Source organism: Pseudomonas phytophila (assembly GCF_025643095.1).
Taxonomy (GTDB): Bacteria; Pseudomonadota; Gammaproteobacteria; order Pseudomonadales; family Pseudomonadaceae; genus Aquipseudomonas; species Aquipseudomonas quasicaspiana.
On sequence record NZ_CP081201.1, the window covers coordinates 3,443,420 to 3,455,930 of the forward strand.

A 12,511-nucleotide genomic window follows, 5' to 3' on the forward strand; every position below is an offset into this window, starting at 1 on the left:
AGGAAACGTGACCGCGCCGCAAGCGCGAAGCTTCTAGCTCAGATCATGACAACACCCGTTGGAGCTACCTGGATAGAGATCGCAAACCGTGAACATCTGTGGCGCCACCAACAGCTGCCGTAAATCTCAAAGTCCACAGCAGCCGGCAGCATCATGCGGGGACGCTTGCACCCTGTTCCTGCCTGGAAGCTTCCAGTTCGCGGACCAACGGCAACACGCGCTCGCCGAAGTAAGAGACTTCCTCCTGGAAATGCAGGAATGCCGACAGCACCAAATCCACACCCACTGACTTCAGCTCCACGATGCGCTCGGCTATCTGCTGCGGCGTACCGATCAGGTTGGTCTTGAAACCGTCGTTGTATTGCACCAGGTCCTGAAAGGTCGATTTGGCCCAGTTACCCTCACCTTCGGGGCTGGCCTTGCCGGCCTGTCTGGCTGCATCACCAAACGCATTGACCGCTTCCGGGTCAGCCTTGTCGATAATCTCGGCCAAAACCGCGCGCGCCTCTTCTTCGCTGTCACGTGCAATGATGAAAGCGTTGACGCCGACCTTCACTGAATGCCCGTTTTGCGCCGCCTTGGCACGAATGTCATCGACCTGAGCCCTGATTCCTTCCACGGTATTACCGTTGGTGAAATACCAATCGGAGACCCGCGCCGCCATGTCCCGCGCGGCGCGTGAACTGCCGCCCTGAAAGATTTCCGGATGAGGCTGCTGGATAGGCTTGGGCTTGAGGTTGTAATCATGAAAGCGATAGAAATCGCCCCTGAAGGTGAAGTTGTCAGTGGTCCAGATGCCCTTGAGGGCGCGAATGAATTCCTCGGAGCGGCGATAGCGCTCGTCGTGCTCCAGCCAGTGCTCGCCGATAGCCGTGAACTCACCCTTGAACCAGCCGCTGACAATGTTAACTGCCACCCGACCGGCCGTGAGCTGATCGATGGTCGCCAGTTGCTTGGCGGCCAGCACAGGATTCCACGGCCCTGGCAAGATCGCTGCAATGACCTTCAGCTTTTCAGTGGCAGCCAGCAGCGCATGGCTGAAAGCGACTGACTCATGCTGGAACTCGGCACCGTAACCTGCAGTGAAGCGGATCTGGGTCAAGGCGTACTCGAAACCGGATTGCTCGGCAATTTGCGCCAGTTTACGGTTGTAATCAATGGTCCAGTTGGTGCGCTGTTCGATTTTGCTGACGACAAGGCCGCCGCTGACATTGGGCACCCAGTAAGCAAATTTGATGGGCTGCTGACTCATGGAGAACTCCTCGGTTGGAAACCCCGAACGTCATTGCATCCGGGATCGACTTTCTTCACCGGAGCAGCAAACGTGCCATTGCCATAAGTCAATCAAGATCAAGCACTTACGTATAACTCACAAAACATCGCGCTGTACTGTTTGCTGACAAGCTGTTGAGCAACTGTCTGTCAGGCAACAGATGCATTTCGGGCCTCCCGAAAAGGTCTATTGAAATCAATACACAGCCGCAAACCCACTGTCCCCTGGAACCGATTACGAAACCCTGGCCAAGAGCTTTCGGCCGATTTTTCGTGAGATAAGCGCGGGTAATGCGGGCGCGAGATAGCCCGCACCCTGCCCTACAAGCCGACTGCCTGGCTAAGTGAGATTTTCTTAAGCAAACAGATCAAGGACGCTCTCATCCCATTCATGCCCGCTCTCGGACCAGTCATTGCCCGTCTGCGGTGGAAAGCCTGATCTGCAGTATCCCTGCCTGGCAGCGAAATCAAACACTGCATGGGGATAATCATTAATCAGGAGTACCGCCTTGCTGTGATCGATCGACCAGCCGATTTTGACAACCGATGGCTTGTCGCGGTCAGAAACATCAGCGACGTTGTATATATGCATCGCATCGCGAATCGGGTTATCGACAGCCGAAGTATCCAGGGCATAGAAATAACCTGTGTCACCATCATCTTCAAAAACCACGACGAAAGAGCCATCTGCTGCGGGAGCCTCCAGCACCAGAGCCTGGCCGACTTTGAGTTCATTTTCAGCAGCTAGATAAATTGGCATCCTGGCAATCCCCGACCTTTTTGGCTATTAAATGCTGTAGGTTACAGACAACCGCAGCATAAATTAATTGCCATATCCGCGAATCAACCGGCTTATGGCCCACAGCTTCGCACCAGAAGCCATAGACCGTCAGCCGGTTTTCCCTCACACGAACACAGCCCACATTGTCACAGCGCAACTGCTTAATACTTCAAACCGAAATGCACAGGATACAAAGGTAATTTGCTGTCGGCGGCCTTGCCTGATTGCTGTGCCTCGACAGATGCCATTGACGACGGTAACTCGAATGGCAGCCTGCCTTCTGGCGAGTGCTTGCCGGTCAATACATCAAGCAGTGCTTGGTCGCTCACTCCAAAGTTTGCAACGAGCGCCTGGCTGGCTTTTGCGACGTTACTCAGGATGGCTGGTCGGTCCAGGTAAACTGTCGTGATGACCGGCACTTTCGCACTGATCTTCAACAACTCTTTGTACTCGGCGTTATCCTGTTTGAAGTCCAGATCGCCTTCGTGCAACCCCGATCCAAACGCATAGGTCGCATGGGTCTCGAACGGCGCGCTCATGCGTACCAGCGCCACATCGGCGTCTTCCGGAGCGGATACCACGGTCAAGCCGTGCTGCTGAGCCTGAGTATTCGAAACTCCGACCAGATAGACCTTGGCGCCAGGCTTGAGCGGAAGCACGTTTTGCTTGTTCTGCAGCATGACCAACGAACGACGTTGTGCCTCTAGTCCTTCGTCCTTGAATTGCGGATTGCCGACAATACGCTCGGCTTCTGCGGCGTCCGCATAAGGCGTTTCGAACAGGCCCAGCTGGAATTTCTGCAGTAGCAATCGCGTTACTGACTCGTCTATCCGGGCCAGGGTAAGAGCGCCCTCCTTCACTGCCTCAATGAGAGGCTCGGTATTGAATGTGCCGCCAAACTGGTCAACACCCGCGTCCACCGCCTTGACGAAACGTTGTTTTTCAGTCAGCCCCTCAACGCCCCATGGCATTCCGTATTTGGGATATGCCTTGTTTGGATCTTCACCTGGCTTACTCCCGGTCAGGCATTCGTCTGTGCAGCTGTTGGTGATCAGCCAATCGGTGAGGATGATGCCTTTGAAACCGTATTCGTTACGCAGCAACTCGGTGAGCATTTGCTTGCTGAAACTTGCCCCGACACGCTCCAAAGGCTTGCCATTGACGTCAACCCCGTCAGGCGGCACGCCGTAGGTAGGAATAATCTCGGCAGCGTTGACAGCAAATGCCGCCTTGAACGGGCTCAATTGCGTCTTGAAGTCCTCAGCGCTGTAGGCCAGATCTCGGCCATAGGCGTTCATTGCATCAAAGCCTTTGTTTGCCGCGCCATAACCAGCCCAGTGCTTGACGGTTGCCGCGACGCCATCCGATTGCAACCCCTGGGTTCCGTGCTGGAAGCCGACGATGTAAGCCGCGGTCATCTTGCTGACCAGGTCGACGTCCTCACCAAAGGTGCCGTTGATACGTGACCAGCGTGGCTCCGTGGCCAGGTCTGCCTGTGGCGACAGCGCAATCTGAATGCCCATGGCACGGTATTCCTGACGTGCAATGTCGCCGAATCGTTGCACCAGTTTTTCGTCGCCTGTCGCAGCTAGCCCTAGCGTCTCTGGCCACTGGGAAAAGCTACCGGAGCTTACGCTCGCGCCCAGGGTGTACTGGAAGTGATTGCGCGGATCGGTGCTGAAGCTGATGGGAATTCCAAGGCGGGTTTTCTCTGCCAGGCCCTGCAACTGGTTGTAGCTGTTGACCATCTCCACCGGGGTGATGCTGAGACGCGAGATGAAATGGTTGATGTGCTTGTCAGCAATCAGGGGTGACAGCTTTGCAAGGTTGTAACCGGCGTCGGTACCTGTCGCTACGTAGGGAGCGGTGCTGTGCATCATCAGACCGATCTTTTCTTCCACAGTCATGCGTTTTACCAGGTCCCTGGTGCGTGCTTCGGGTGTCAGGCGCCAGTCTTCATAAGCGTCCAGCTGACCATTGTGATCAAGGTCTTTGAAGGTCTGGCCGTCTTTATGTAGCAGCGGACTGGAAACAGTTTTGAGTGCGGGCTGGTTGACGTGTGGCGCAGTCGTAGTGCTGTTGCTGCAGGCGCTTATGCAGCAAGAAGCGACAACGACCGCAGCTGTTCCGGAGATAGATTTTTTCATGTAAGTGACCGTTTTTGGGCGTTAGTTATCAGAGCGCACCAGCGATAGCGCTGCCACTGGAGACACTCGGCGGACGATCTACAAACGCGAATTCGGAATTCAATTACAGTGTATGCACTATTTATTTTCGATGGGAAGACCCTGATGGAATATTTCCTGAAATTTTATGAGCCCGACTATACCTGCGTATATACGAGTTAAATGGCCGTAAATCTGAATAAAAAACATGGCTCGCACTTTGCTAAAACCGCCCCCGATTTTGACAAAATACCTCCCTAATAAAGCGTATACGCTAATAAAATGCACCACTAAGCAGCGCATTGCTCCAAGGAGGTGCATACGTTGGGCGTTATTCAGGAGAAACAGACATGGCTGTCAAAGAGGAAGATTTAACTCGAATCGTCGGTCGACGTTATTGATGCTGACAGAAGCGGGTTACCGCCCATCAGTGCGCCTTGAGGGCAAGGCAGGCGCACTGATGCTTTAGGCATTAATCAAGGGCTGAGCCGAAGCTCGCCAAATTGTAAATTTCTCCTGCGCGCTGCTTACAGATCCGTAATTTCCTTATGTCGCGGCACCAATGCCTTCATCACGCACCACGCCACTAGGTATGCAAGCGCACAGATGGAAAACATGATCATGTAGCCGGTGTGGATATCGTTGATGGTTTTGTAGTAATCAAAAACCCATCCACCGATCTTGGTCATGACGACGCCGCCTAATCCGCCCGCCATGCCACCGATACCAACCACCGACGCTATGGATTTCTGAGGGAACATGTCGGATACCGTCGTGAAGATATTGCACGACCAGGCCTGATGCGCCGATGCCCCGATACCGATGAGCAACACGGGTATCCAGAAGCTGATATAGCCCAGCGGCTGAGCGAGTAACACGAGCAACGGGAAAAGCGCGATGACGAACATGGCTTTCATGCGGCCGTCGTACGGTTTGTCGCCGCGGGACATGAAATAGCTTGGGAACCACCCTCCTCCAATACTGCCCACCATGGTCATGCTGTAGAGCACGGCCAGCGGCAATACAATTGCCTGACCCTTCATGCCGTACTGTGCGCCGAGATAAGTCGGCAACCAGAACAGGAAGAACCACCACACGCCATCAGTCATGAACTTGCCGAACGCAAACGCCCAGGTCTGGCGGTAGGTCAGCAATTTGAACCACGATACTTTCTTGCCTCCTGCGACCGAGGCGTCGGCAGTGTTTACCGATACAGCCTCATCGGCGCGTATATACGCCAATTCTTCCGGCGTGAGCCGAGTCTGCTTCTCCGGTTTTTCATACACGAAAATCCACGCGCCGAGCCAGATGAAACCCAGCATCCCAATCACGATGAATGCTGATTCCCAGCCCCAGGCAGCAGCGATCAGTGGAACAGAAATCGGTGCCAGAATTGCGCCCACATTGGCACCCGAGTTGAAAATCCCCGTTGCGAAGGAACGCTCTTTTTTCGGGAAGTATTCAGCTGTGGCCTTGATCGCAATAGGGAAGTTACCCGACTCGCCGATTGCCAGTACTGCGCGTGCCAGCATGAACCCTGCGATGGATACCGGAATAACTGCGAAGCCTAGCGCACTGGATATTGAGGCGATTCCCTCTCCCAGCGGTACTGCAAAGGCATGCATGACTGCACCCGTCGACCACACCCCAATGGCGACCATGAAGGCAGCCTTGGTGCCGATCTTGTCGACGAAACGACCCGCGAAAAGCATGGAAATCGCATAAACGAACTGAAAGACCGAGGCGATGTTGGCGTAGTCGGTATTGCTCCAGCCGAATTGGGTTGAGAGGCTTGGAGCCAACAGGCTAAGTACCTGCCGATCCAGGTAATTGACCGTGGTCGCAAAGAACAGCAGTGCACAGATCGTCCACCGATATTTGCCTATGGCGTGGCTAACGCTTTGCACGTGGACCGCTTCATTAACGTTCATAGCATCACTTTATTATTGGATTATGCGGATGGTTCTCTCGACAACATTTCGAGAGCGCAGGTGTACGCCCTCCATGCCCGATGGCTGGAGTTGAATGTAAAGCTGAAGTTATCGGGTGTTCGGAAAGTTGAGCAGCGACGGGCTTGATTGCGCCTGCAGGTGCGCACTAAAACCTGAGCCGGCAACGACGGCAATCAGCGAGATATTCAAGCGATCTGGATTCATGATGGACGACACTCTGTTTTTATTTTTAGCTTTGGCCGACGACATTCGTCTGTCGTCGTACAACATCTGCTTTATATCGAGGGTGGCACCTCGATGTCAATCCGAAACATTCAGAAATGTATTTTTTTATCGAGTGCATGACCATCGGTACATCGCGCATACAGCGAGACTCGAAAAGCACCCTGCGCACGGGGAATTATCTGGCTGGTTGACACAAAAACCCTGGATCGTCAGTCAGCGCCGCATTGACTCGCAAAGCCAACATCCAGCCAGATTCGATCGCCCTCCTCTTCACCTCAAACCTGTGCAAACCCACCATCAACAAACATCTCGCTTCCCGTCATGAAGCTGCTTTCGTCCGACGCCAGGAACAAGGCCGCTGCCGCAACGTCTTCGGGCTGCCCGATACGGCCCACCGGCAACTGGGCAACCATGCCGTCAACAATGGCCTCTGCCTGGCCAGTGGGTGCAAGGGCCAGGTCGAGCCCTGGGGTGGAAATCGGCCCCGGCGAAATGACGTTGACGCGAATGCCCGTACCTTTCAGGTCCAGCGCCCAGCTTCTGGCGAAATTACGTAGCGCAGCTTTGGTCGCGCTGTAAACGCTGAATGCCGGTGTGCCCATGGTCCCTGTTGTCGAACCGGTGAGGATGACCGAACCGCCTGTGCTCATCAGTGGCAGCGCCTTCTGCACAGTGAACAGCGTCCCTTTGACGTTAGTGCCAAAAGTGCGATCGAAGGATTCTTCGGTGATCGCCCCGAGCGGCTGGAAATCGCCCAGCCCGGCGTTTGCGAACAGCACGTCAATCCGGCCTTTGGTGGCTTTGACCTCGGCGTAAACGCGGTCCAGGTCGTCCAGACTCGAAATGTCAGCCTGGATCGCTATCGCGTCATGCCCAATCTGTTGCAATGCGGCGTTCAATTGCTCTTGCCGACGACCGACGATGATGACCTGCGCCCCCTCTGCCGCAAAGCGTATGGCGCTGGCGAGGCCGATGCCGCTATTGCCGCCAGTGATGACTGCGATCTTTCCGTTGAGCCTGCTCATGTTGATGTCCTCGAAATATGAGGCACAACTGTAGATCCGCGCTATCAAGTTGAATAGTATGCACCTTTTAGTAAGTACCTTTTAGTCAGCATCCTTGAGCAAAGGACGGAGCGGCCCGATCATGGCAGACAACACCTTTAAATGTGGGCTCGAAGCTGCGCTGGCGGTGCTTGGCGGCAAATGGAAGCCACTGATTCTCTATAACCTGACGCGCAATGTTCACCGCTACGGGGAACTGAAACGTGCGATTGGCGGTGTGACCGACAAGGTATTGATCCAGCAACTCAAGGAACTGGAGCGCGATGAAATCGTTTCGCGCATGGATTTTCAGGAAATACCGCCAAAGGTTGAGTATTCCCTGACACCTTTCGGACAGTCCCTGGCGACAGCGCTGGGTGCGCTATGCGTGTGGGGTACGGAACATATGCAGACCGTAGAGCGCATCAGCGAGCGGCGCACGTCCACCCTCGCCCGTCCGATAAACCCTCGGTAAAGCGGTGGTCCAGACGTGTCGCCTTTGAAGGTAGGAGGCAACTTGTTAGCGAGAAGGCTAACGCGACTACTCAGGCGCGTCGCCTCGCGAACAAGTTCGCTCCTACCCCGACAACGCGGAGGCTCAGCCTAGTCGCCTTTGCCTCCTGCCGAAAAGCATCCCAATTCAGTAATTTACATTTCGTTTAAGCGTCGCGACAGCGCAGTGACAGTGGACAGCCTCATATCAAATCACAAAACGCGCCACCATCCCGTTCAGGTCAACCGCCAATCGCGATAGTTCATGACTCGCCGCGCTGGTTTGATTAGCACCCGCAGCCGATTGAGTGGCCAGATCACGGATATTCACCAGATTTCGATCCACCTCGCGTGACACCTGAGCCTGCTCTTCCGAGGCGCTGGCGATCACCAGGTTGCGCTCATTGATTTGCGAAATTGCTTCAGTGATCTGTTCCAGCGCTTCTCCGGCAGCGCGGGCCAGGTCCAGAGTGGTTTGCGTGCGACTGGTGTTTAATGCCATCGACTGCACTGCGTTACCGGTTCCGCTTTGAATGCCGGCGACCATTTGTTCAATCTCTCGTGTTGATTGCGCGGTGCGATGCGCCAATGCCCTTACCTCATCAGCCACTACCGCAAAACCACGACCTGCTTCGCCAGCCCTTGCAGCCTCGATGGCCGCGTTCAGTGCCAGCAGGTTGGTTTGCTCGGCGATCGAACGGATAACGTCCAGTACCTTGCCAATATCCCGACCTTGCTCCGCCAGGCCTTCGACCAGTGTCGAGGTGGTCTGCACGTCCTGAGTCATGGCCTGAATCGCCTGCACGGTCTGAACAACTTTATCGCGCCCCTGACGTGCGGTATCAGTGGACTGCTCAGAAGCCTGAGATGTGGAAACCGCATTGCGGGCCACCTCTTCCACCGCCGCTGTCATTTCGTTCACGGCAGTCGCGGCCTGTTCGATTTCGTCGTTCTGTTGCTGCAAACCACGCGATGACTCCTCGGTCACAGCGCTCAACTCTTCGGCTGCTGATGCCAACTGCGTAGCCGATCCTGAGATCATCTCGATGGTTTTACGCAGGTTCTGCTGCATGATCACCAGCGCTTCAAGCAAACGTGCCGGTTCGTCCTTGCCATCCACTTCGATATGTTTGGTCAGGTTGCCCGCAGCAATTTCCTGAGCAGCGTTCACGGCTCTGGACAATGGCGCCACAATACTGCGCGTCAATAACCAGGCGAGTAACACTGTCATCAATGACGCAATAACTGCCACAGCAATAATGGCGACCGTTGCACCATCGTATTGCTGCCCGGCTACTTTAGAGCCAGCAACCGCCCCCGCTCTGTTTATATCCACCAGGTCTTTGAGTTGCTTGGTCATCAAGTCAGAAGTTTGTCTCATGCTGGTGTTGATCATCGCACGAGTTTCTTCAACCTTATTGTCACGCGACAGTTGCGCTGCTTGATTCAGCAAGCTTATGTACTGAGTCAGTGTCCCATCAAACTGTTGGTAGATTGCTCTTTCATCGGCTTCTGCGGGCAGCGCAATGTAAGCGGACTTGGCAGCCTGCAATTGGGTAATAATTTCAGCGACACGTTGGTCGCTTTCCTGAATCATTTCAGGTTCGCGGTTAACCAGCATACGCAGGGAAAAAATCCTCAGGCGTAGCGCGTACTCGTTGATATTGCCTATCAGCGAAATGCTAGGCAGGGTATTGGTTTCCATATCGACCGTGGCCTGGCGAATCAAGCTCATGCGGTTCAGCGCGAAAAAGCCCAACGCAATAACCAGCAGCGCAATAAACGCGAAGCCAAGAAACGCACGCGGAGCGATATTCATATTTCTTATAGTCATGGACCTATTCTCATTGGAGTAAACAGCAATAGCGCTCCATGCTCTAACCATTACGAGTCGACCTGCCCGGTTTCATAACGCAGGGGCGAACGTCGTAGCCCTTACACACCTTGTTACGTCTATCGGCGGTGATTTCGTATTAGTTGAGAAGAATTTAAAATTTATTTTTTGACGCCAATAGCCTGTCTAATGCAGGCACTACCAGCGTTACACGAGTGCACTCCATATTTGTAGTTATGTGCTGCGGTACTACTAACGGGTGAACACTAAAAAAAACTGGTGCATAGCTAGTGCATAACTGGTAAGTCGTTAGTGCATCGCTAGTGCATATCACGCACGCGACAAGCAAGCTTGCTGAAACCATCATGGCGAGTCCGCCCGCTCAAAGACGTTGAAGTATCGGCACCAAGGGCCGATATAAAACATTCAGTCATCCATTACAGGAGCTTCACCGATGCACCAAAGGCTCATAGCAGGCGTCCTTCTTCTGTTACTCAGCGGTTGCTCGCTGCATCCGTATACCAAAGAAGAATTGCTGAGCAAGGGTACAGCCAGCCCGGAATATTGCCTGACGCAGGAGCGGGTTCTGGTTGAAGAGCGGGTACAACGCTATTTGAATAAATGCTATCACCCGCGTGTGATCGAAGTCGCAACGGGTGGAACGATAGTCCAGGCCATGCAACTGAAAGTGGACAGCAATGCACAACGGAGCGAGATGTTGCTTTGGGCACCGACCATCTATGGAAACCAGTACTACATGAACGTCATCGTCTCGGAAAAGAACCTCGCCTGCAAAACGACCCTGACCGTCGTAGCGTCTGGCTGGGGGTTTGGGCGCAGTTCCCCGAAGATTGTGGAAAGCGCCAACGGGGATGATCCGTGGTGTCCAATGCCGTGACCGCACCCTTTTTTTACGAGGTCAGTGCCGAACAAACGCCAACACCTGCCCCAGCATCCGGTCACATGCATCCAGTTGCTCGATACTGATGAATTCATCCGGTTTGTGCCCTTGCGCCATGCTGCCGGGGCCGCAGACTACGGCCGGGATTCCTGACTGATCGAACAATCCGCCCTCAGTGCCAAAAGCCACCGTGCCGAATGATCGTGAGCCGCAAAACTCCGCGATCAACTCTGCGGCCTGGCTTTGCATCGAGATATCCAGTCCTGGGTAACTCGACAGCTCGGTAAGGCGAATGTCGCTTTGCCCGCTGACAGCCCGCATTGCAGGCAGCAACTCATTTTGTGCGTAAGCGTGCAATGCAGAGATGACGTGGTGCGGGTCTTCTACAGGAAGCGAGCGCACTTCAAAGTCAAAGCGACAATGTTCAGGAACAATGTTTAACGCTACGCCACCGCCGATTACCCCAACCTGCACGGTCGAGAACGGCGGATCAAAGCGCGCGTCCTGCCGTTCTTCGGCCTGCAACGCTTTCCCGAGCCTTCCCAGCTCGTTGATCAACTGCGCAGCGTACTCAATGGCGTTGACGCCACTGGGCGCGTGAGCCGAATGGCAAGCCAGGCCGTGCACATCACAACGCATGGCTACTTTGCCTTTGTGCCCGAGCACCGGTTTCAGCTCCGTGGGCTCACCGATCACACAGAGCAACGGTTTAACCGGCTTTGAACCCAGCACTTCCAGCAGCGAGCGGACGCCCAGACAGCCAACTTCCTCATCGTAGGAAAGCGCAATGTGCACCGGCATACGCAATGTGTTCCGGGTCAACTCCGGAACCAGCGCCATGACACAGGCTATGTAGCCTTTCATGTCGGCAGTACCACGGCCGTATAACCTCCCCTCCTTCTCACTCAGCTCGAACGGCGGAAAAGTCCAGGACTGGCCGTCTACCGGAACTACATCCGTATGACCCGACAAGACGATGCCGGGCACGTCAGCCGGGCCAATCGTCGCGAAGAGATTGGCCTTGGTCTTTTGCGCGTTGTAGATCAGCTCGCAGGAAACGCCATGGCCATCGAGGTATTCACGCACAAATTCGATTAGCGCCAGATTCGACTCGCGGCTGGTGGTGTCGAACGCAACCAGACGAGCCAACAGCTCGCGGCTGGCGCTCATCGGTCATCTCCCGGTACGCCATAGCCTGGCGCTCCGGCGGGGTTCAGCGCGCGGTCGAGATAATCCTGCATCTGTGGCTGATAGGCTTGCCACAAACCATCCAGCACGTTGATCGGGTCGTGCTCAGCCCAATCCACTCGCAAATCAACAATCGGCCAAGGCAGATCGGCCACCACTTTCAGTGCTGCCGAATGCACAGGCCCGGCTTCTCCGCCCGCCGCATGACCTGCTTGCATGGCTTGCAGCAAACGCTCGGCGAGGTGCCCTGAAGCCAGCTCAAAAGCCTTGACCATCGCGTTGATCACTTCAGGGTTAGCCAGCATGTTGCCGGCCGCGACGCACTGTTCCCCGCTGACGGCATTGTGAATTCCAAGGGTTTTGCTGCCGCTGAAATGCGCGACGCGTCCTAGGTGATCAATCGCAGTGATCTGCCGGTACTCACTGAACGTTTGATCCGCCCACAGCTGTTCAAGCGCCTGTGCGGGTGACGCGCCCTGCTCTATCAGGTCCAGTGCTTGCGGGCCAAGGGCTGGCAGCGTGATGTTTTGCGAAGACACCGCCCCCACTCCGGCTCGCAGCCAGGGGCAACGTGCACCCACGGCGATGCTTGAGGAACTGATGGCGATGCCCAACTGACCGGTTTTGGCGCAACGTGCAGCAATGGAAAATGTCATGA

The 12,511-nt window shown here is 54.9% G+C and carries 11 protein-coding genes and 1 pseudogene; 3 read left to right on the plus strand and 9 right to left on the minus strand.

Translation table 11 applies throughout. The features are described 5' to 3' along the window. Positions 1 to 151: 151 nt before the first annotated feature. Positions 152 to 1,252, minus strand: a complete 1,101-nt coding sequence (gene sfnG / locus K3169_RS15645) for a dimethylsulfone monooxygenase SfnG (RefSeq protein ID WP_263267110.1) — start codon at positions 1,250 to 1,252, stop codon at positions 152 to 154. 238 nt (positions 1,253 to 1,490) lie between these two features. Here sfnG and K3169_RS15650 point away from each other — a divergent pair. Beyond that, positions 1,491 to 1,621, plus strand: a pseudogene (locus tag K3169_RS15650) (monooxygenase); the annotation flags it as partial. Positions 1,622 to 1,627: 6 nt separating this feature from the next. Here the strand turns inward: K3169_RS15650 and K3169_RS15655 are convergent. The 5 genes from K3169_RS15655 to K3169_RS15675 all read right to left on the minus strand — a co-directional run bounded on the left by K3169_RS15655 (position 1,628) and on the right by K3169_RS15675 (position 7,420). Continuing rightward, the gene (locus tag K3169_RS15655) at positions 1,628 to 2,032 is read right to left on the minus strand and encodes a DUF2251 domain-containing protein (RefSeq protein ID WP_263267111.1); all 405 of its coding nucleotides are present in this window, start codon (positions 2,030 to 2,032) and stop codon (positions 1,628 to 1,630) included. A gap of 182 nt (positions 2,033 to 2,214) precedes the next feature. Then, positions 2,215 to 4,200 carry a glycoside hydrolase family 3 protein gene (locus K3169_RS15660; protein WP_263267112.1) on the minus strand — a complete coding sequence of 662 codons (1,986 nt, stop codon included), beginning with the start codon at positions 4,198 to 4,200 and terminating at the stop codon, positions 2,215 to 2,217. Between the two features lie 545 nt (positions 4,201 to 4,745). Next, the gene (locus tag K3169_RS15665) at positions 4,746 to 6,149 is read right to left on the minus strand and encodes an MFS transporter (RefSeq protein ID WP_263267113.1); all 1,404 of its coding nucleotides are present in this window, start codon (positions 6,147 to 6,149) and stop codon (positions 4,746 to 4,748) included. A gap of 108 nt (positions 6,150 to 6,257) precedes the next feature. Further along, positions 6,258 to 6,419, minus strand: a complete 162-nt coding sequence (locus K3169_RS15670) for a hypothetical protein (RefSeq protein WP_161628588.1) — start codon at positions 6,417 to 6,419, stop codon at positions 6,258 to 6,260. A 251-nt stretch (positions 6,420 to 6,670) separates the two neighbouring features. Beyond that, positions 6,671 to 7,420 (minus strand): SDR family NAD(P)-dependent oxidoreductase, encoded by a 750-nt coding sequence (locus K3169_RS15675; protein ID WP_263267114.1) that lies wholly within the window; start codon positions 7,418 to 7,420, stop codon positions 6,671 to 6,673. A gap of 121 nt (positions 7,421 to 7,541) precedes the next feature. Here K3169_RS15675 and K3169_RS15680 point away from each other — a divergent pair, with 121 nt between their 5' ends. Beyond that, on the plus strand, positions 7,542 to 7,913 hold the full coding sequence (locus K3169_RS15680; protein ID WP_263267115.1) for a winged helix-turn-helix transcriptional regulator: 372 nt from the start codon (positions 7,542 to 7,544) through the stop codon (positions 7,911 to 7,913). A 225-nt stretch (positions 7,914 to 8,138) separates the two neighbouring features. On the opposite strand, the gene K3169_RS15685 is transcribed toward K3169_RS15680, so the two are convergent. Beyond that, positions 8,139 to 9,764: a methyl-accepting chemotaxis protein gene (locus K3169_RS15685; protein WP_263267116.1), complete on the minus strand. Its 1,626-nt coding sequence runs from the start codon at positions 9,762 to 9,764 to the stop codon at positions 8,139 to 8,141. A 454-nt stretch (positions 9,765 to 10,218) separates the two neighbouring features. On the opposite strand from K3169_RS15685, the gene K3169_RS15690 reads away from it, so the two are divergent. Then, complete coding sequence (locus tag K3169_RS15690; protein ID WP_231666683.1) at positions 10,219 to 10,662, plus strand: hypothetical protein; 444 nt, start codon at positions 10,219 to 10,221, stop codon at positions 10,660 to 10,662. A gap of 21 nt (positions 10,663 to 10,683) precedes the next feature. Here K3169_RS15690 and argE read toward each other — a convergent pair whose 3' ends face one another. Both argE and K3169_RS15700 read right to left on the minus strand, forming a co-directional pair. After that, complete coding sequence (gene argE, locus K3169_RS15695; protein WP_263267117.1) at positions 10,684 to 11,835, minus strand: acetylornithine deacetylase; 1,152 nt, start codon at positions 11,833 to 11,835, stop codon at positions 10,684 to 10,686. Continuing rightward, positions 11,832 to 12,509, minus strand: a complete 678-nt coding sequence (locus K3169_RS15700) for a DUF1028 domain-containing protein (protein ID WP_263267118.1) — start codon at positions 12,507 to 12,509, stop codon at positions 11,832 to 11,834. Before K3169_RS15700 ends, argE begins: the two co-directional genes overlap by 4 nt. Between the last annotated feature and the right edge of the window lie 2 nt (positions 12,510 to 12,511).

Bases quoted from the DNA above. Each gene is read 5' to 3' on its own strand.
- sfnG (WP_263267110.1), bottom strand. From the start codon at position 1,252: ATGAGTCAGCAGCCCATCAAATTTGCTTACTGGGTGCCCAATGTCAGC.
- K3169_RS15655 (WP_263267111.1), bottom strand. From the start codon at position 2,032: ATGCCAATTTATCTAGCTGCTGAAAATGAACTCAAAGTCGGCCAGGCT.
- K3169_RS15660 (WP_263267112.1), bottom strand. From the start codon at position 4,200: ATGAAAAAATCTATCTCCGGAACAGCTGCGGTCGTTGTCGCTTCTTGC.
- K3169_RS15665 (WP_263267113.1), bottom strand. From the start codon at position 6,149: ATGAACGTTAATGAAGCGGTCCACGTGCAAAGCGTTAGCCACGCCATA.
- K3169_RS15670 (WP_161628588.1), bottom strand. From the start codon at position 6,419: ATGTCGTCGGCCAAAGCTAAAAATAAAAACAGAGTGTCGTCCATCATG.
- K3169_RS15675 (WP_263267114.1), bottom strand. From the start codon at position 7,420: ATGAGCAGGCTCAACGGAAAGATCGCAGTCATCACTGGCGGCAATAGC.
- K3169_RS15680 (WP_263267115.1), top strand. From the start codon at position 7,542: ATGGCAGACAACACCTTTAAATGTGGGCTCGAAGCTGCGCTGGCGGTG.
- K3169_RS15685 (WP_263267116.1), bottom strand. From the start codon at position 9,764: ATGACTATAAGAAATATGAATATCGCTCCGCGTGCGTTTCTTGGCTTC.
- K3169_RS15690 (WP_231666683.1), top strand. From the start codon at position 10,219: ATGCACCAAAGGCTCATAGCAGGCGTCCTTCTTCTGTTACTCAGCGGT.
- argE (WP_263267117.1), bottom strand. From the start codon at position 11,835: ATGAGCGCCAGCCGCGAGCTGTTGGCTCGTCTGGTTGCGTTCGACACC.
- K3169_RS15700 (WP_263267118.1), bottom strand. From the start codon at position 12,509: ATGACATTTTCCATTGCTGCACGTTGCGCCAAAACCGGTCAGTTGGGC.